The organism is Streptomyces sp. NPDC004539, from assembly GCF_040610055.1.
Classification (GTDB): Bacteria; Actinomycetota; Actinomycetes; order Streptomycetales; family Streptomycetaceae; genus Streptomyces.
In genome coordinates this window covers 273932-292703 of the sequence record NZ_JBEXLS010000012.1, presented here as the reverse complement: position 1 = coordinate 292703, position 18772 = coordinate 273932, and the positions used below count along the sequence as shown (strand labels likewise).

Genomic DNA, 18772 nt, shown 5'->3' with positions numbered 1-18772 from the left:
TGCGCGGGTTCCTTGGCCTGCTCAGGGGCTCGGTATGCCGGTGCGAGATGGCTCCTGCGGTGCGACTCCGGGCCGGGGGGGTGTCCGGTGCCGGATGTCAGGCCAGCCGGCTGCTGTCAGGGGCGCCGCTCTTCGTCTCTTCTTCATGGCCCCGGGCCAAGACCGGTCGGCATTCTCGCAGTTCGGTTCTTCGCGGACCGGCGCGGACTTGCGTTACGAATCAGGCGGGAGCGCGTGTTCCCCGCAGGCGGAAGGCGCGCTGGGGTCTGGGCGTGACGGCAGTGCGGGTTGACCTGCGTGCGCGGACGTTACGAAATCAGCACTGCGAAGATGCGGCCTTGCCATTGGGGCACAGTGCCGTCCTGGTTGAGTTTTCACAGGTCAGACAGGTGCAGGTTTCTGTGCGCCAGAGTGCGGTGGGCTGGGCGGCGATACGAATGAAGGAGCTGTTTGGACAGGTCCGCAGGCCATGAACGGTGCTTGCCTGGCGGTGGAGAGGACTGGGGCCGACCCGTTGTTCGCGTCCCTCCTTGGCGTGACGTGTCGTGGTTCGCCCGATGACCGCTTCCTGCATGCGGTAGCCGTGGTGCAACGCGGATCGGAGGACATGGACGTGACACGTCAGGTGCGCTCAGTGCGCGCGCGTGAAGGTGTGATCATTCAGCGGTTTACGTGCGTCTGGTGCGGGCTGGCATGGAACCGGCTCCCGAAGCCGGGCCGGGCCCCGCGCTTCTGCTCGGACGCCTGCAAGCAGGCCAACTGGCGCGCCAGGGCTGCCCTCGCACGCGACGACCGGCGCGAGCAAGTCGCTCGCTTCCACGCCGAGTGGGACCAGATCACTGCGGCAACACCGATGCCTCCTGAGCGGGCTGTGCCCCTGCTGCGCGAGCTGGCGGATGCGGATCCTTCCTCCTGGCTGCCCGTCCCCCGGCTCTACAAGACCGCAGCGGCGGCCTGGCATCCCGACCGGCCGGGTGGGGACCACAAGGTGTTCCAGCTTCTGCAGGAGGCGCACCGCCTGGCGCGGCAGCGAGCGCTGTGATCTCGCCAGCACTGGCATCTGAGCCGGATTTCCGCAGGGCGCGGACTCACTCGACGGGACCTGCGGGTAAGCGCGGCGGGGGTTCGGGCAAGTCGCCGGTCTGTGCCGGGCACCTGTCCGTGCCCCCGGTACAGTCGGAAAGCCTGTGCCTCACCCGATGGTGGGATTCTTCTGAGGACTGTCGCACCGGTGGGAGAGTCGATTGATGCAGGTGGGGGCGGTGCGCTGAGCCCAGTGGCCGCAGTTGGGGCTGCGCGCAGGCCCGGACCGAGAGCCTCGATCAGCGGCATCGCTCATACACTCGCCCCTCACAAGAGCTTCTTATCCGAAATCCGGGGGGGGAGGTACCGGCCGTGCAACTGCCCGTCCTGCATCGCATGTTGCAGCAGGCAATCGAATTGGCGGCGAGTAAGAACTCCTCATTCGACTCGGTGTGCCGCCGTGAAGAGGACGTGGAGCGCATGCTGGCGGAGGTACGGGCCGAGAAATCGGTGCGGGGAGGCTCGGCGCAGAGTGCCAACGAGTTGGTCAGTGCTCTCCAAGAGCAGATCCGACGGCACACGGCGGATACGGGCCCGAAGGCGGGCACCGGCATCGCCGAGGAGCCCGACAGCGGTGATCCGCCGTGTGCGCGGGCGGCCGTGAGCCAGGCGATCCGCGAATTCCTGCTGGAGCAGGGGGAAGCGACGACCAAGGAAATCACTCAGCACGTTCAGAAGGTGCTGCCCAGCGTGAACGTCAAGAACACCAGTCCGGAACTGACGAACCTGGTCAAGCAGGGGCTGCTCGTGCGCCCGCGTATCGGCGTCTACCGGCTTGGCGGTGAGTGGGTCAGAACCGAACACCGCTGAATCAGTTGGCCTGAGCCTGCGCGAAAGACCGAACACCGCCGGTGTGTGGTAGCCCGGCGGTGTCACGGTGCGCATGTAATCGGCCTCACGCGCCCCGTCACTATACCCAGCGTGCGGAGGGCGGTGCGTGGCGTGTCATCCGCACGTGCAGCAAGATCAGAAAGGCCTCACGCACATGGAAAGTCTGTTCTCTCATGCCTCTTCCTCGGCCCCTCCGGATGCCGACCCCGCCTGCTCAGTGGTCCTTTGCTCTCCTCCCGCATCCGGAGATCGGACATCTCCCTCGGATCGCGCTGGTATGCGGCGCCAGTGGCAGGTCGTGCTGACTGCTGCACTCGCCAGCGGCGAGCAGCGGCTCGTCATCACTAGCGCAGACGTGGCGCGCGAGGTGGGCCTGACCCCCGAAACCGCCACCCAGACCCTGCGGTTCGGCCGTGAGGTCGGTCTGTTCATCAGTTGCGGGCGTGGGAAGTTCGCGGTCACCGAGGCCGGCTGGACCATCGCGCAGCGCTGGCAGGAGGACCAGACCTACGCGCGGCTGCTGCTGCAAGGGGTGTTCCGTCCGCACTGGTCGGTTCCGGTGGCGGATACGGCGCTGCAGCCCGGTCCCTTGCCGGCGGACGAGCTGGCCAGGCGCCTCTTGGGCGACCTTCCCGGCAAGCCGCGGCGTGGCATGTACCTCGTGGAGTGGCTGGTGCTGGCGCTGCTGGTGCACCGCGACCAGCAGGGCATGGTGTGGCCCACTCCAGCGCTGAGGGAGCAGGCCAGCTCGGGGGTTGCGGCGTTGCCCGCTCCGGTGCGCGAGGAGGAGCCTGAGCAGCCTGCCGGGCAGGAGTTGGACGCCCTGATGGGCATGACCAACCGCAAGCTGGACGAGCTGGACGAGCGGGATCCCCAGGGCTTCCGTGCCTTTCTCGACAACTTGACCCAACTGGTGAAGTCCTTGCCGTCCTGACATCGCGCCCTGGCCCGCGGCTCGTGTGGCGCCGCGGGCGGGCATGCTCACTGCTGGCCGGTTGATGAGCCGCATTGAGCCCTCTGGACGTAAACGGTCGGGAGACGCTGCGCAAATCCGCTGGCGCAGCGCTCCTTGGCGTCGGCATCGCACTGGTGCGTGTGCCGACGATGGCTTGCTTCCCCAGTCCAGTGTCCTTCCGCTCCTTCTGCATGAGCACGGCGCGCTCGCCTGCGGTCCGCCGCCGTAGGCGGACCCGGTCTGTGCCGACTCCGTTTCCAGGACACCGCCCTGCCCGGGCGGCTCCTCAGTCCTGCCCTTCCCCGTATGGGAGTTGTTCGTGTCTTCTTCGTCTTCCATGACCCGACAGTCCGGTTCTCTTGCCCCGCCTGCCAGACGTCGCCTCATCGATCCGGCTTGCATGACCGCACGGTTCGTAGATCCTTCCGGCGTCGAGCACGAAGCGCCGTGGTTTGAGGCCGCTGGCGAACAACGGCTGGAGGAGTGTCTCCCCGTGCGGCAGTTCCCGGTGCTCAAGGGCCGCCGGGTGGCGCCGGGTTGGTGGTGGTCGGCGACCAACCGCGCCCTGGTGCACTACGGCTTCAAGGCCATGCGCACGCAGGTCATGATGCTGGACCGCGATCCAGGGGTGGTGGCGCTGGCCTGTCGGCCGGTGGAGCTTTTGTGGCGAGGCCGGGGCAGCAAAACCGTGTCGCATGCGCCGCATCTGATGGCGCGACTGGCGGACGGCAGCGGGCTGCTGGTGGACTGCGCAGGCCGGTTCGGAGCAGGGCGGCGGCTGGTCCGGCGGGCCGAGCATGTCGAGGCGGCAGCGGTTGCGGCAGGGTGGCACTACCGGCTCGTGGGACCTCCGTCGTGCGTGGTGGAGGGCAATGTGCGCTGGCTTGCCGGCTACCGGCATCCGCGGTGTGCGCGGGGCCGGTTGCCCGAGGTGGCCGAGTGTTTCCGTACGCCCGTGGCTCTGGTCGAGGGGGTGCGGTTGCTGGGTGACCCGATCGCGGTGTGGCCGGTGGTGTTCCACGCCCTGTGGGCCGGTGTGCTGAGTGCACCGCTGGAGCTTCCGCTGCACGAGCGGGTCGTTGCGGTGGCGTCCGGGGCGGGGGCTGGGCGGTGAGCCGGCCGGTTCTTACGGTCGGAACTGCTCTCACGTACAGCGGACGGGAGTGGACCGTCGCCGGTGTCGAAGGGACCATGACGTCCGGCGCGCGGATCTGGCTGGCCGGGAAGGACGGGGAGGACGGCCTGGCGGTGTTCGGCCTGGCTGAACTGCTCTCTGATCCTTCCTTCGCTCTGGCGGGTGGTCCGCCGCGTCTGCGGGTGCCGCAGATGGGGCTGCTGTCGACCGTTCCCGAGGACGAGCAGTGGCGTGCGTTTGACCTGGAGCGGCATGTCCGCGAGGTGGAGACCGGGGATCCCACACCGGATGGCAAGGGCCCGGTGAAACCGCAGTACGACCCTGATTCCACGACGCTGGCCCAGCGTGAGCAGGCCAAGGCCGATGAACTGGCCTCCCAGGGCTGGCTGGAGGTGAGTCGGGCAACGGTGCGCAGGTGGCGCGCCCGTTACCACGAGGACGGGGTATGGGGGCTGGTCAGAAACAAACGCGGCGGCTCCGCGAGGTTGGACCGGGCCGATCCCCTGGTGGTCGATGCGCTGCGCGCCCTGCTGCCCAAGGAGGCTCTTCGCTCCCGTTCTCGGGGGTGGAAGAAGCGGATGCGGCGGGAGGTGCGGTGGTGGCTGGATGCGAACCACCAGGAGCTTGCGGTCAAGGCTCCTCCGACATCGACGTTCAACAAGCTCATCGACGCCGTGGAGGAAGTGCTCGGCCTGCAGGGGACGGTGGCGCAGCGGCGCGCCCGCGCTTCGCGACCGACCCCGCCGTTCAAGCCGACACTGGCGCTGCGCCCCGGCGAGATCGTCATGCTGGACAGTTCCCCCGTGAACGCGCTGGTGGCCTTCGACAACGGGGTGGTAGGGCGGCTGGAGCTGACCACTGCTGTTGACGTGGCCACACGCAGCCTGTGGGGGGTGATGCGCCCAGAAGGGAGCAAACTGACCGACGTCGCCGTGCTGTTGGCACAGATGATGACGCCGATGGTGATGCGACCTGGCTGGGATGCGTCCTTGTCGATGGCTGCGTCGGTCGTGCCGCATGAGCGGCTGACCGCGATGGACGAGCGGCTCAAGGACGCGGCAGCCCGCCCGGTGATCGTGCCGGAGACGGTCGTGGTCGACCAGGGCAAGGTGTTCGTCTCGCCCGCCACCCGGGCCGCATGCGAGAGCCTGGGTATCTCGCTGCAGCCGGTGCCTCCGGCGAACGGACCGGCCAAGGGACACGTGGAGCGGCCGTTCGGCTCGATCAACTCCCTGTTCTACCAGTGGCTGGCCGGTTTCACCGGCTCGAACGTCAGCGAGCGCGGCTCCAAGGTCGAGCAGGAGCCGCTGCGGACCATGGCGGAGATCCAGGCACTGTGGGATGAGTTCTGCGTGCACTGGCACCACCGCCCGCACGAGGGTCTGCGCCACCCGCTGATGCCGAAGAAGGCCCTCACACCGAACCAGATGTGGGCGGCTCTGCTTCCCGTGACGGGGTACGTTCCGGTGCCGCTGACGTCGGACGACTACGTGGAGCTGCTGCCGGTGGCGTGGCGGGCGATCACGGATGCCGGCATCCGGCTCGACTACCGCACCTACGACGACGTCTGTCTCAACGACCACCGCAGGCAGGGTTCCGGAGTGGCCTCGAAGAAGGGCATGTGGGAGGTGCACTACAACCCCTACGACCCCGTCCGGGTCTGGGTCCGGCTGCCGGAAGGGTTCCGTGAGCTGCCATGGATCCATGCCACCTCGGTCAGTCTGCCGTTCACTCACCACGTCTGGGAGCACATCTGCAAGGTGGTCGAACGAACCGGCTCGCGTGAGGAGCACGAGGCTGAACTGGCCCTGGCCCTGGACCGGTTCCTGAAGAAGGCCGCCGGCAAGGAGAAAATGTCGGCCACGGAACGGCGGGTGGTGGCGAAGTCACGGGCATCAGGTGCGGTGCAGGTGCCCGCAGGTGAGGTCAACATCCTGGACGTGCCCGCGCTGTCGTTCGGTCTTGCCGGCGTGTACGCGGCGCCCGAGATCGACGATGAGACCGTCCCCGACGAGGACGACGAGGACTTCTGTCTCCCGGGCGACGAGCCGAAAGCCGTCGAAGGCGACGGCGGATCGCTGGTCCTCAACGATGCGGTTGCGGAGGACGACCAGTGGCTTTTGTAACCCCTGCCGCAGACGACGACTTCTTCGACGACGACGTCGCTCCCGGTCCGGTCACGAACTGCCGTTTGTGGCAAGCAGACGTGTTGCGCCCGCGCGTGACCGCGCCGCCGGTGGACGATCCGTCCTGGACCGACAAAGGGCTGCTGGACTACCACTCCGAGTTCGTCATCCTCAAGTCACCTGCCATGGCACGGGCGCAGACCGAGCTCAGGTACACGCTGCTGGTGAACAACCGGCAGCGGGGCACAGCCCGGCGCGGCCTGATCGTGTCCGGGCCTCCCGGAGCAGGAAAGTCGACCACGCTCGCCGAGCTCGGCCGGTCCTTCGAGCTGAGCGAGCGGCGCCGCCGGCCAGGCCGCGAAGACCGCATGCCCGTGGCGTTCGCCTCCATCCCGCCCACGTACACGCCCAAGAGCCTGGCCCAGGTGCTGGCCCGGTTCGCCTGTATCCCTGTTCACGACCGGATGACCGAGAACACGATCACCGACGCCGTGTGCCATGTGCTGTGCGAGCGGGGCACCCGTCTGGTGTTCCTCGACGATGTCCATCTGCTCAACACCCGCACTCAGCCCGGCGCCGACACCTCCGACCAGGTCAAAACCCTGGCTGAGCGGGTACCCGCAACGTTCGTACTGGCCGGTGTCGATGTGGAGAACTCGCCGCTGCTGACCGGGCCCCGCGGCGCCCAGCTCTCTGCCCGGTTCAAGATCCTGCGTACTCCCCCACTGCTCAACGGCACCCCTGAGCAGAAGGCCACGTGGCGCAAGCTGCTCAGCGACATGGAGGGGGCACTGCGACTGGCCCGGCACCGGCCCGGGACGCTGGTCCGTCACGCCAACTACATTCACCTGCTCACCGGCGGTGTGATGGCCAGTCTCTCCCTCGTGATCCGGGAGGCCGCGATCCGCTCCATCGTGGAGGGGAGCTACAGGATCACGAAGAGCCTGCTGTCGCAAGTGGTGCTCGACGTACAGGCCACGAACGCGGCACGCGCCACGCGTAGACAGAACCCCAACCGCTAGCCGGCCTGGCCGGGCGGGCTCACGGTGATACGGCCTCATGGCTGCATCCCCGTGAGCCTGCTCCCCCGGGGTCCCGTGGCTTCCCCTCCTTTTGGGGCGGCGGAACACACATCTGTCTGACCCGGCCCCGGTCCACGCCCTGCCCTTTTCTGCTGTCTGCTCGAAAGGACACTCTCGGTGGCATCTCCTCTGCCGGAACCTAGGCCCGCTCAGCTGCGGGCCGTCGAGCGGGAACTGACCGGTTCATGGATGCGCAGAATGACCGCCTGGTTCGGGCTGCCGGCCCAAGACCTGCTGCGGGGCATCCTGGGCGGCCCGCACGGGGTGCAGGTGACAGGCACCCCGGCTACCGGCCTCGAACTGTTCCTCAATCCTTCCGCGCAGGCAAAGCTGGCTCACTTCGCTGGCCTGCCCCTGCCCCGGCTCACCACCATGCTGCCCAGCCTCGCCGCCCATCACAGCCGGCTCGTGGACGACGAGGCCCGGCGGGCCGCCTGGTACGCACCGTGCGAGGCGTGGGTGGGGGCCTGTCCCCCGTGCACCGGGCGGGCCTGGCGGCACGGGCAGACCGTGCTGGTGTACCCGGGAGCGGCCGGGCACGTGTGCCGGCGCCACGGTCGCTGGCTCCTCGCGCACGCGGAACGGCCGGCGAGCATTGCGCTGGAGACGCTGCCCGAAGTGCTCACGGCTCATCGGCGTCATGCCGCTCTCGTGAGGACTCACCCGTGGGCCGGACAGGTGGTGGCCCTCGCCGCGGCGGTGGTGTGGTCGTGGCAGGTGCAGGGGTGGCGTTCCGAGACGGTCTGGCAGGACCGTGTGCGCCGGCTGGCCGCGGTCACGGGATGCACGCCGGCGGCCGTCGTGCCGCACGCGTTGCTGACCTATCCGGAGACGATTGCCGTCGCTCGGCTGCTGGGCGATTCGCGCTGGCAGCAACGGCTGCGTGCGACCACCGCGGCGGCGGGAACGGCTGCCGCCGCGACGATGCTGCTCGGGGAGATCGGCCGCCGGGTCGGTCGGCCATGGCTCGCGGACTGGCTCGCTGCCTGTGCCCGGATCGGCCCGCGGGAGGCCGCACGGACGGATCCGCTCCAGCGGTGGCTGCTCACGGCCGCGGACGGAGCCGGCGGTGATGTGCTGTGGACGGTGCACCAGGCGGCAGCCCGGCCCGCCGAATACAGCGACCGCGCCAGTTTCCTCACCGACCGCCGTCCTCGCACCCTGGTCGAAGAAGCCAGATCCGCCTTCCTGACCGGCGGTTGGGAGCCCATGTCCTGGCCGCGAACTTCAGAGGCGCCACACCCATAGCGCCTTCCATCACCGTACCCGGCTCATCCGCTTCACACCTGCGGCTTGAGCTGCGCAGCGCCGACATGCGCGGACCCCCGGTCCTCACGGCGCATCTGCCGCCCCACCCCTGAACACCTCACACTTGCAAGGAGTAACACGCTCATGGCACCCATCAGCCCGGACTACGCCAACCAGCTGCTGGCAGAACTCACCGAGGGCTGTCCCGTTCCCGCAGCCCCCGCCTCCCTGTCCCGCTACACCTTTCAGATCAGCAACCACGTCCTCATTGGAGACACCGCTGTCCGCGGCCACAAGTACAAGGGCCGGTGGCGGCTGGACGACCGGGACATCCGCACGGCCGGCAAACGACTTGCCTCAGTCCCGTTCGACCCCGACGATCTGGTCGACGCCCGCCTCTCCTCCGCCGACCACGACCGGACGTGGCGCGCGCAGATCCGTCGCTGGTTCGACTGGATCTCCTACCAGGACCAGAGCACCAACGGCTGCCGCTGTGAAGGACAGCAGCCATGCAGCCGCACCCGGCCCAACCGCCAGGGGCTGGGGTGCGGAGCAACCCTCGAGCAGGTCAAGGAACGCTACGGCCGGTGGCCCATCGCGTGCACCAGCCCCCTGCCGCTGCTGACATGGTCCGGCACCGCCTGGATGGTCCCGCGCGCCTACGCCGCCCTCCTCGACCGGGCGGACCGGATCGCCGCCGAGTGCGCCGAACAGGCCGCCCGATGCAGCCGCTGCAACGCCACCGGAGACGTCTGGGCGTGGCGCACATCCAGCAACAGCGGCTACACCACCCTGTGCCCCACGTGCACCACCACCCTGGCACGCCCCTACAACAACCACCTGCGCGGCAGGCTGTACGCGTCGCTTCCGAAGAACTCGGAGCCCGAGGCGTTCTTGTGCCGGTTGTGCCCCAGTCCGCGGCAGGCCCTGTACTGGGACCACTGCCACACGCACGGATTCGTGCGCGGCCCGGTGTGCGCCAGCTGCAACACCTACGAAGGCAGCGGTCACCGGTTCATCCACCGGCCGGGCGCGGTCCGCCATCTCCTGCTGTGCGACGGCTGCCGCCGCAACAGGACCGTGCCGCCGCGCCACCAGCCCGACATCGTGCTGCAGACGATCGTGCTCGCCCCTCACGGCCCGTGCGCGCAGCCACCCCACTCCGCGTGGGGAGCGGTGGAGGAAGACGGATCGGTCCGTTTGCGGATGCAGTGCTGGCAGTGCGCGTTCGCACCCCAGTGGGAGCAGGTCGTGCTGGCTGCTCAGGTCAGGCAACTGGTACGGGAATTCGTCGACAAGGCCCTGGAAGCCGGTGTCGACACCCCCGGCCAGGACTCCGAATGACGGCCCGTCCCCCTCATCTCATCGCCTGGACTTCTCTCCTTCCCGAGCCCGCCCGTTAACCGGGGAGCCCGGGAGGCGGCACAGATCCGCCTTCCGCCGGGCACCAACGAAACGAGACGCATCATGGTGTACGCGCTGCCCGCTCCTGCCGGAATCCGTCCGCAGGTGACGGCATGAGCCTCACCCATTGTCTGAATGACCGCCGCTCGCCCCTTCGCCTCTTCCTGGACACGGAACTGCCCGATGTTGCGGCGCCGGTGGGCGACTACCGCTCCCGCCTGCCGCAGCTCCCCGATGTGCTCCGGCCGCACAGCAGCGGGCCGATCGACCACCAGAGCCTGGGGCAGGCCATCGACCTGCGGCTGCGGATCGCGTTCGGCTCACCAGTGCCCTCGACCGTGGTGACCGGAATCGGACTGGCAGCCATGCAGCTGGCCGACACGCACTCCTGCGCAGCCGCCCTTGCCCTCGCCGAAACAGCCAAGGAACTCCTCGCCCAACTCAGCTCACAGCCGCCCGCGCTCCCCGGAGCCTTGCTGGGCGAGGCCGCCGCGGAGGAACACCTTGCCCGGCTGTGCTTTGTCGCAGCCTGGTTCGAAGCGGTGGCTCGCGCCGGTCTGCGGCAAGGCAGCCCGCTGCTGCGCGCCGACCTCTCCCACGGCCTCGACGGGCTCCTCGACCAGGTCCCCTCCTATGTGCCGGGCGACCTCACCGCGCAGGCAGCGCTCGCCGACCGTCCCGGCGCCCTGCGATGGGTCCTGGAGATACCTCTCCCGCAACGGGTGTGCGGGCCGGTCTTCGCCGGAAGCCACGATGTCGGCGGCGGCGACGCCGACTTCATCGCCGCAGGATGCCTCATCGACTGCAAGTCCACCATCCATCCCGAACGCATCGGCCGGTCCCACCTGTACCAGCTCGCCGGCTACCTGCTCCTCGACTACGACAACGCCTACGGCATCGATCGGGTCGGCCTGTACCTGTCGCGGCAGGGCAGACTGATCGACTGGGAGACCGGGCACTTCCTGCAACTGCTGGGCGCCCGCAGGACACTGCCCGAGCTGAGGCGAGCGTGCCGCACCGCACTGGCCGATTCCCCGGAAGCGGGGTAGCGGCGAGGCCCGCCGCGCCACATCCCGTCCGAGCTCCGGGAAGACAGCTGACCAGATCGCTGCGTACTCCGGGCGGCCTTGCTCCCCGGAGCACGCAGCGGCCGGCTCCCGGAAAAGCGGAACGGTGGCCGGCTTACGGTGCCGGTGGCCAACTCGGCGTCCGCCAGGGTGCCTTGCCCCGGAGGAGGCTCCGCCCGAAAGACCTTGGGGCGTCACCCGTTCGGCGGACGCTCGTTTTCACGGGGAGAGCAGCACAGCCGAGCCGAGGAGCACCCGTGGGTCCGTCGTTCGTCATCGAAAGACTTGAATTCCAGCGGGACGGCGTCTGGTATGCCCGCTACTTCAAGGGCCTGGTGACCTTCCTGGTCGGGCACTCGAAATCGGGCAAGTCCACTGCCATCGAGGCCCTGCTGTATCCGCTGGGGCTGACGAACGCGACGGTCATGCCGGAGGTGCGCGCCTGCCAGTTTGTCCGCCTGGTCTTCCGGGTCGCCGGGACGCGCTGGCAGGCGACCCGCAGCGGGCCCGATCCCCGGGCGCGGGTCCTGGTGAAGAATCTCGACGCCCGTGACGAGTTCGAACACTCGCTGCCCGTGACCGCGGCCAAGACTGGGGGGATCACGGCGGGCGCGTTCATCCAGGATCTGCTCGGCCTTCCCGCTGCGGCCCGGGGCACGACCCGTGTCGGACTGGACGAGTTCTACGGCACCGCGATGGCTCTGCGGCAGAACACGATCTCCTCCGAGTTCCTTGGTGGAGAGAAGGACACGGCGCGGATTCTGGCCCTGGAGGTGATCCTCGGGCTGTGGAACGAGGACCTTGCGGGGCTGGAGAAGAACGCCTCGGAGACCGAGTCCCGCTACCGTGCCGCCCGTTCCGCGCTGAACCAGTTCAACAAGCTCCGCGACACCGGCGCCGTCGCCGACCCGGACAGTGTCCGCGCCGAGTACGAGCAGAAGCAGCGCGAGCACCTCGCGGCGGCCAATCGCTGGAAGAAGGCCTCCGACCTCCTGACCGTCTCGGTCGGGGAGCACGGGCGGCTCGTCGCCTTGCACAAGGCGGCCGAACAGCAACGCCGCAAGACCGCCAAGCAGGCCGAGGCGGCCCGGGCCGAGCTGAGCGGCGCCGTGGCCGATCAGGCACGGGGAGAAGGCGAGCTCATCGCCTTGCTGAACCCGGGGCCACAGGGCTGCACCCGCTGCGGGCAGGCTCTTCCCGAGCGTGATCCCGGGTTGTGCCGTCAGTGCGGTCAGACCCACTCCGGCGGCGAGGACCACCGGGAGCAGCAGATCGCGGCTGTTCGCGCCAGGGTGGAGAAGTTGAAGTTGCGGAACAAGGGGCTGGGTGAGGCCGCCCAGGCCGCGGCACGGGCCGTCGAGGAGGCGGAGAGGGCCGCCGGGGAGGCGCTCGCGGCCCGCGACGCGTACGAGCACGATCATCTCGCTCCTGCGCGCAAGGCGACACAGCAGGCGGAGAAGGAGGCTCATGGTCTGAGCCGGGACGTCGCCCAGCTCAAGCGGAGGCTGGATGACGCCGACTTCATCCGGGCGCAGGAGAAGGTGGTCGAGGCGGCGAAGCAAACGATGGAAGCGGCGCAGGCCGCCCGGGATGCAGCCAAGACCGCGCAGGACGTCCGCCGCAAGGATGTCACCGGCCGGTGGTCGGCGTTCCTCCTCGACCGGCTGCGGCAGATCAACCCTGCCGTCGAGACCGCCTCCATCGATCCGCAGGACTTCACCGTCCGGGTGAAGGAGCACCATGAACCCGTCAAGACGTTCACGGACATCTCGGTTGGTGGCAGCCCGAAGGCTGCCACCAACATCGCGGCGCTCCTGTCCCTGCGCGACGTGGGCCGGGCGGACCCTGCGGTACAGGTTCCGCCGCTGCTGATCATCGACTCGCCGCTCGCGGGCCTGGGGTCCACCGGGTTGGACCAGGAAACCAGTGTGCGGCTGATCGACACCCTCATCTCCATCGCCGACGACCCCTCACCCGACGGCTACGCCTGCCAGGTCATCGCCGCGACCAACGACCCGCTCCCCCGCGCCTACCCCGGCGTGCGAGAAATCCATATCGACGACGAGCACAGGTTCTTCGACCACGCCCCGGTGCACACCAGTTGACCGCGGTGCCGCATCCGTACCGGTGAGGCTCTCCTTGGTTCAGCGGTGGATGGCGACGACTTCGACCTCCGCGTTCATCGCGCGCAGCCGTCTGACTGCTTGGAGCAGCGAGACCTGGGCGAAGGCGAACAGTGAGTCGACGCGGATGTCCTGGCCGTCCTTCAGGAGGATCCCGAAGACCACCCGGAGTGTGCCGAAGTCGTGGAGCAGGCGATGGTCCGGTGTGTGCGCGGCCACTTGTTCCAGGAATTTGGTCCGTACGTCGAGGTCGCTGCGCAGCGTCTCGACGGCGACCACGCCCTGGGCGAAGAGGTGGTTGAGGGGGGCTGTGCTGGCGGGTGCCTTCTTGATGCAGATCAGTTGGTTCTCGGGGCCGAGGACGTCGCAGATCTCCAGTCCGCCTCCCTTGAATTTCTCCGTGACGATGTCCTTTTTGTCGAACAGGAGATACCCGTCGGGCTTCGCTGCCTGGTGGTTGAACCAGTCCTCGTCGTGAGAGTCGTGGCCCTTGGAGTTGGGCGGGCCCTTGGGCCATGGCGGCAGGGTGACCGTCTGCGGCTGGGCGAACAGGGCGGTGAGTTCTTCTTCCAGGGTCTCAAGGAAGCCGGCACCTACCTCGAACCATTTGCCGTTGCCGTAGAAGAGGCGGTCGGTGCCCATCGTGATGTCGGCGATGAGCCACTCTTTTCCGTTGGTGGTGACGCCGGCGGGTGTCTGGTAGTCGTCGTCGCTGAACATGGTGACCCGTACGTCGCCGAGGGCCTTGAGTCGTTCTCCTGCGGGCTTGTCCTGTATGAGCTGCAGCAGGTGGTGCAGTTCGAGATCGCTTGTCTCGATCGTGCGGGTGCCTCGTCTGGCGCGGAATGCCTGGGCCGAGCTGTAGCTTTCCTGACAGGAGTCGGGGACCCCGATGGTCAAGCGGGGGCTCTTCGGGTCCGTGAGGTGCGTTTCCAGGATCGCCTGGGCCTGCACGGCCTTGTGGCTGCGGTTGTCGAGGGTGTGGACCCTGCTGACAAAACGCAGTTGCGGCAGCGGATCGGGCCTCGCGCATACGTCCTCGATCGCCTGGAGGTCGCTCAGGAACTGTTCCACGGTGGTGGCCAGGGGGAGCTTGATGGTGGCCTGTGAGCACTCGACGCGGACCTGTCGTGTCCTGCCCGTCTCCAGGGAAGTCAGCGACAGTCCGCTGACGGTGCCGCAGATGCGGCGGACGACGGCTCCGAAACGGTCCAGGCCGAAGTCGTCGATCCGCTCGCCCCGTGACACCGAGTACTCGTCGACCCGGCCTCTGCCGTCCATGATCTGGTTGCGGATTTTTATGACTCCGTCGTCGTTGAGACAGCGGGTCGCGAACTCCAGTCCGAACTCGTCGTCACGGAAGTAGGGGTCCAGCATGTGCTGCCCGACTCCGTAGCTCAGCGCGTAGGTGCCACGGCCGGTACGCATGAGGATGAGTCCCGCCGCGGCACGGCTGCGTTCGCTGACTTCCAGGCCGGTGATGGATTCCACCGCGCTGCACCAGTCGGCACGCTCTCGGGGAACTCCTCCGGTGATCAGCAGGCCCTCCATCCCCTGGCGGGTGAACTCCCTGGCCTGGTAGTCCTCACTGTCGAGGTATCTCTCGCGGACGAACTTGCGCAGTTCCGGGGTAGTGCCCTCGGGGGGCTTGAGCCGGTGGAGGGTGGACTTGCGGGTGCCGGATCGGGATGTGCGGGTGCTGCCCAAGACGGCCTCCCCATGCGCGAAGCAGTTGAAGACACCACGAAAGCAGACAGGGCGCCGTCTTCACCGCCGAACAGATCTATCCGGCCCATGGGGAATGCCGGACGGCCGGAATCTGCACAGCCTCCGCCATGTGTCACCGGACCAGCCCGGACCATCTGCTGGGGAAGCGCCCCGTCCCCTACGGCAGCTAGGAAAAGGAGCCAGTTGTCTTCGGCTGCTCAGCATGCGGGCCGGGGTGGTTCACGGTGTCCAGGAGATTCCCTGCCCGCGACCGCGGATCGCGCGCCACTGCGGCACCGGTACCCGGCTTTGTGCCGCGCGGATCCATCGCCCGTGGAGGGCATGGTGAATGACGTCGTCGAGAACGTGCCAGTCGGCTTGGTGCCCGCAGTGGCCGCACGTGTTCGGGTTGAAGCTGCGCCCCTTCTGCCAGGCGGGCCGGTCGTGCAGTTGCGCGGCCAGGTCCATGGTGTCGCCGGTGGGGTCGGCCAGGATCCGGCGTGCCACATCGACGGCTTCGGGAAAGTCGGTCGTGGTGAACTCGCTGCCGTCCAGCCGGTGCGAAGGCAGCAGACCGAACACCCACCGCAAGGGCATCGAGCACTGCTGGCACGGCATGTCGTATGCGAACACGTCCACCCGCAGCGTACTCACCCGGCACCGTTTCCTCCTCCCCGCTCACCCTGGCACACTCCGGTCCACGTCCTGCGGGCGGCCCTGAAGCTTCCCCCGGCATGGGTGTGCGTCACCGGCGGGGCAGGGCGGAGCGGTCCTGGACGGTGATGTGGAGGGTGTGCAGGGGCTGGGTCCGTGTGGGGCGGACGACCTCGAACCAGTCGGTGCCCTCCTGCAGGTGGTGGGAGATGCTGCGGTAGTGGCTCCAGCCGAATCCGATGCCGGTCTGCCATGTGGTGTCGCTGTAGCGGCTGCCGATGACCGGTTCCCCGTGCAGGTAGACGGAGTCGAGGGGTCGGGAGGTGGCTTCGAGATGGGCGAGGGCGGCTGCTGCAGCGCGGCGCAGCGGGCTGGTGTCGGTCCATCGGGTGAGTGCTTCGTGGGCTGCGGGGTGGGCGGGTTGGACGTCGGGGAGCTGGAGTTGGCGGATGGTGACGGCGTTGCGGTCGACGAGTTCGGTGAGGGTGATGCGGACCGGGCGCGGGACCCAGCGGTCGATGCCGTCGAAGGCTTCGATCATGTGGTCGCGTGGGGCCCGGCCTGCCGCGGGGTCGGGGGTGATGGCGGTGAGCCGGGCGCGGGCGGCGTCGACGGGTTCGCCCCGCCTCCACAGCGGGGTCAGTTCGAATCCTTCCGCTTCGAGGGTCTTGCGTTCGCCGAAGTGGATCTGCAGACCGCGGCTGTTGCCCTTCAGGGCGCGCTTCATCGAGGCGGAGGGGTCGCGGCCGTAGGACAGGGCGTGAAGGAATTCGGAGGTGAGGCGGTCGTCTCTGCGGTGTTCCACGACCATGTCGACGTCTGAGGGGTTCAGTGCGCCGCGTGCGTAGGAGCCGAAGACGAGGATCTCGTCGACGAGGTCCAGCGGCCAGCCTCCCTCCTCCAGGCGGTCGAGCATGTCGTTCAGGAGCGTGGTGGCGCGCTCGCGTTTCACGGAAGACCTCCGCTGGTCGGTTCGGATGCCGGTGCCCTGGGCTTGTGGTTTCAGCCGGTCTGCCGTGGGGTGGCGGGGGCCCGGGAGATGATCGTGCTGAGGGTCCCGGTGTAGGTGGTGCCCAGTTCGGTCACGGTTCCGGGGAAGGGGCCCGGGCCGTGGCGCAGGGCGCTGACGTAGTTCTCGGGCAGGAGCACACGGTCGCCGACTTCGAGTGTGCCGGGGCCGCTCCAGCGGTATCCGTAGCCGTCGACGGTGACGGCCTGGTCGCCGTCGACCTCGAAGCGGCGGTTCTTGGCGTCGAGTTCTTCCCGCAGGGTCCGTATCTGGCGCTCAAGGCGTTCGACCTGTGCGGCCTCTGTGCGTTGTCTCCACTCTCTTTCTTGCGCCCGGCCGGTCTCAAGGCCCTGCCGGTAGGCGTCCACAAGGGCTTTTTCGTGGTCGGTGGTGTGCAGTTTGCAGGCGAAGCCCGGGCCGGAGAACTGCGCGCGGCAGGGGTTGCCGGACTTGGTGGGGCGTCCGCAGGGCCGCTGGTGTACGTCTTCGAACACGGGGATTCCTCACAGGGTGGTGGAGTGCGGCAGGGGTGTGGGCGCGGTGGCGTACTACAGGGTGGTCGGCAGCGAGACCACCGGCTGGGAGATGGCGTGCGGGATGCAGCCGGGGGCGGTGTGGCCCGCTTGGGTGCAGGTCAGGGTGAGGAGTTGGAGGTAGCCGAGGGAGACCGGGCGGCCGGGGAGCTTGCCGGTTGCCTGTTCGAAGCGCTGGAGTGTGGCGGGCTTGATGCCCAGGTGGCCGGCGGCGTCGTGGAGATCGAGTCCTGCGGCTTCGCGGGCTTCTCGGAGGGTTTCGGTGTTGTCGTGCCAGACCTGCGGCGCCCTCTCGGTGGTGTCACGGGCAACGGCTGCACGGGCCGTGGCGAGGGCGGCCTGGATTCGGTCGGTACGGGGGCCGAGCAGGAACCGGGCGAGCCGGGCAGCGTCGGCCGCGCGGTCGACGCCCTCGTTCCAGGGCTGGGAGGCCTCCTCGTATACGCGGCGTCGGGCCGTGGCGCAGTCCTCGCGTTCGCCGGGGTCGGCGCCGTAGGTGCGGTGGCGGTCGCTGGTGCAGGGCAGAGTGCTGTCCTTCGCGAGGTCTATGTCGCGGTGCTCGTCGTCGGTCTCAATCCCGTCGATGACGTCCCGGACATGCTGGCGTTCCTGTGGGGAAAGGACGCTCGCGAGTGCCTCCGCGGCCGCCTGGGCTTCGGGCCGGCCGGCGGGCTCGAAGCTGCCGCCCCAGCCGTGGGATGCGTCTCCTCCCTCCGCCTTCTGGAAGGCCACGTCGATGGCTTCGAAGGTGTGCGGGCTCCAGGCGTGCATCATCAGGATGGTTTCCTGCAGGGCGCGCTGGGCGGCCGGCTCCGTCTCCTGGACGGTACCGCTGCCGTGTCGGCGCCGGGTTCCCGTCATCCAGTCGGTGAAGGCCTCCGGCCGGCGGGAGTCGGGCGGTTGCGCGTTCGCGAACCAGCGCGCCGCCCTCACGACGCAGGCGTGCGCGTGCTGGATGGCGGCGTACCAGCCGAACAGTGCCTGGCGGTAGTCATCCACATGCCGGTCCTCGGCAAAGGTGGCGGTCTTGGTGCGGCAGTGCTGCGGGCATTCCGCCGCGCTCACCCGGTAGAGGGCGGCACGGGTCTCGGGAAACGTCAGCAGAGCGGCGTTCAGGTGCTCATATTTGGGACCGCGGTTGCGGCGCTTTTCGAGCCCGTGCTCGAGGAAGACCTGGAAGCGGGGTTCCTCACGCCAGTGGGCCGCGGCGCTGCGGACACGGAAGTCGCCCTGCCACGCCCCGGTCGCGATGACCTCCCGCAGCGCCGAAGCCACGTCCCGGCGCAGTGTCGCACCCAGAGCGATCAGGACCGGCAGGCACTGGGGATCGTCCCCCAGCGCGGACATCACCAGATTGACGTCATCGTGACGGTGAAGATGACGCTGGAACACGAACGCCCCCCATTGACGCAACAGACCCCGGCCCTGGCTCCCCGCAGGGACGTGGAGCGCAGTGCCCCCATCCTGCACCAGGGCTCGGACATCCGGCCCGCAGTCTGCTGGGCTGCCCAACTGAGCGTCACCCGGAGGCCGAAGTAACAGCCCTGTCCGCGGCGCACGGAGACTGAAAAGCACACGCAGGTTTTCCCCACCGGGTTGCCGACCACCGGACGTCGGCAGTTCTTCTCGTCAGATAGCCGGCACGTGGCCGGCCTGGTTCGGATTGGCACATGCCGAGATTCCCTTTCTCCCTGCGCACCGCACTGACCGTGAACCCGGCGACCGCGGCATCGGTGCGTCGGCGGCGAGACGGACGGGCCGTCGCATCGGAATCGGCCGCCTTTCCGATGTTTCGCGCGCATGTCTTATGTGAAG

The 18772-nt window shown here is 68.5% G+C and carries 15 protein-coding genes; 10 read left to right on the top strand and 5 right to left on the bottom strand.

Features of this window, described 5'->3' with window-relative positions:
• Nucleotides 1–514 precede the first annotated feature (514 nt).
• From ABZX85_RS25570 to ABZX85_RS25525, 10 genes are all read left to right on the top strand, one after another.
• Nucleotides 515–1042 (top strand): hypothetical protein, encoded by a 528-nt coding sequence (locus ABZX85_RS25570; RefSeq protein WP_355872875.1) that lies wholly within the window; start codon nucleotides 515–517, stop codon nucleotides 1040–1042.
• 353 nt (nucleotides 1043–1395) lie between these two features.
• The gene (locus tag ABZX85_RS25565) at nucleotides 1396–1893 is read left to right on the top strand and encodes a hypothetical protein (RefSeq protein ID WP_355872872.1); all 498 of its coding nucleotides are present in this window, start codon (nucleotides 1396–1398) and stop codon (nucleotides 1891–1893) included.
• A 298-nt stretch (nucleotides 1894–2191) separates the two neighbouring features.
• Nucleotides 2192–2848: a hypothetical protein gene (locus ABZX85_RS25560; protein WP_355872869.1), complete on the top strand. Its 657-nt coding sequence runs from the start codon at nucleotides 2192–2194 to the stop codon at nucleotides 2846–2848.
• A gap of 421 nt (nucleotides 2849–3269) precedes the next feature.
• Nucleotides 3270–3983, top strand: coding sequence for a TnsA-like heteromeric transposase endonuclease subunit (locus ABZX85_RS25555; protein ID WP_355872867.1), 714 nt, complete (start codon nucleotides 3270–3272; stop codon nucleotides 3981–3983).
• A 77-nt stretch (nucleotides 3984–4060) separates the two neighbouring features.
• The gene (locus tag ABZX85_RS25550) at nucleotides 4061–6130 is read left to right on the top strand and encodes a transposase (protein WP_355872864.1); all 2070 of its coding nucleotides are present in this window, start codon (nucleotides 4061–4063) and stop codon (nucleotides 6128–6130) included.
• The gene (locus ABZX85_RS25545) at nucleotides 6118–7152 is read left to right on the top strand and encodes an ATP-binding protein (RefSeq protein WP_355872862.1); all 1035 of its coding nucleotides are present in this window, start codon (nucleotides 6118–6120) and stop codon (nucleotides 7150–7152) included. The genes ABZX85_RS25550 and ABZX85_RS25545 overlap by 13 nt, the downstream gene beginning before the upstream one ends.
• Before the next feature lie 258 nt (nucleotides 7153–7410).
• Nucleotides 7411–8460 (top strand): hypothetical protein, encoded by a 1050-nt coding sequence (locus ABZX85_RS25540; RefSeq protein ID WP_355872860.1) that lies wholly within the window; start codon nucleotides 7411–7413, stop codon nucleotides 8458–8460.
• A 144-nt stretch (nucleotides 8461–8604) separates the two neighbouring features.
• On the top strand, nucleotides 8605–9804 hold the full coding sequence (locus ABZX85_RS25535) for an endonuclease domain-containing protein (RefSeq protein WP_355872858.1): 1200 nt from the start codon (nucleotides 8605–8607) through the stop codon (nucleotides 9802–9804).
• A 173-nt stretch (nucleotides 9805–9977) separates the two neighbouring features.
• The gene (locus tag ABZX85_RS25530; RefSeq protein ID WP_355872856.1) at nucleotides 9978–10913 is read left to right on the top strand and encodes a hypothetical protein; all 936 of its coding nucleotides are present in this window, start codon (nucleotides 9978–9980) and stop codon (nucleotides 10911–10913) included.
• A gap of 275 nt (nucleotides 10914–11188) precedes the next feature.
• Nucleotides 11189–13036, top strand: a complete 1848-nt coding sequence (locus ABZX85_RS25525; RefSeq protein ID WP_355872853.1) for a hypothetical protein — start codon at nucleotides 11189–11191, stop codon at nucleotides 13034–13036.
• A 39-nt stretch (nucleotides 13037–13075) separates the two neighbouring features.
• Here ABZX85_RS25525 and ABZX85_RS25520 read toward each other — a convergent pair whose 3' ends face one another.
• From ABZX85_RS25520 to ABZX85_RS25500, 5 genes are all read right to left on the bottom strand, one after another.
• Nucleotides 13076–14761, bottom strand: coding sequence for a DUF6119 family protein (locus ABZX85_RS25520; RefSeq protein ID WP_355872851.1), 1686 nt, complete (start codon nucleotides 14759–14761; stop codon nucleotides 13076–13078).
• 240 nt (nucleotides 14762–15001) lie between these two features.
• Nucleotides 15002–15415 carry a hypothetical protein gene (locus tag ABZX85_RS25515; protein WP_355872848.1) on the bottom strand — a complete coding sequence of 138 codons (414 nt, stop codon included), beginning with the start codon at nucleotides 15413–15415 and terminating at the stop codon, nucleotides 15002–15004.
• A 91-nt stretch (nucleotides 15416–15506) separates the two neighbouring features.
• On the bottom strand, nucleotides 15507–16367 hold the full coding sequence (locus ABZX85_RS25510) for a nucleotidyltransferase domain-containing protein (RefSeq protein WP_355872845.1): 861 nt from the start codon (nucleotides 16365–16367) through the stop codon (nucleotides 15507–15509).
• Between the two features lie 50 nt (nucleotides 16368–16417).
• On the bottom strand, nucleotides 16418–16918 hold the full coding sequence (locus ABZX85_RS25505; protein WP_355872842.1) for a hypothetical protein: 501 nt from the start codon (nucleotides 16916–16918) through the stop codon (nucleotides 16418–16420).
• Between the two features lie 54 nt (nucleotides 16919–16972).
• Nucleotides 16973–18349 carry a helix-turn-helix domain-containing protein gene (locus ABZX85_RS25500; protein WP_355872839.1) on the bottom strand — a complete coding sequence of 459 codons (1377 nt, stop codon included), beginning with the start codon at nucleotides 18347–18349 and terminating at the stop codon, nucleotides 16973–16975.
• Nucleotides 18350–18772 lie beyond the last annotated feature (423 nt).

Excerpts from the sequence above, each read along its gene's own strand:
- ABZX85_RS25555 (WP_355872867.1), top strand. The coding sequence starts at position 3,270 with ATGACCGCACGGTTCGTAGATCCTTCCGGCGTCGAGCACGAAGCGCCG.
- ABZX85_RS25535 (WP_355872858.1), top strand. The coding sequence starts at position 8,605 with ATGGCACCCATCAGCCCGGACTACGCCAACCAGCTGCTGGCAGAACTC.
- ABZX85_RS25550 (WP_355872864.1), top strand. The coding sequence starts at position 4,061 with ATGACGTCCGGCGCGCGGATCTGGCTGGCCGGGAAGGACGGGGAGGAC.
- ABZX85_RS25560 (WP_355872869.1), top strand. The coding sequence starts at position 2,192 with ATGCGGCGCCAGTGGCAGGTCGTGCTGACTGCTGCACTCGCCAGCGGC.
- ABZX85_RS25540 (WP_355872860.1), top strand. The coding sequence starts at position 7,411 with ATGACCGCCTGGTTCGGGCTGCCGGCCCAAGACCTGCTGCGGGGCATC.
- ABZX85_RS25530 (WP_355872856.1), top strand. The coding sequence starts at position 9,978 with ATGAGCCTCACCCATTGTCTGAATGACCGCCGCTCGCCCCTTCGCCTC.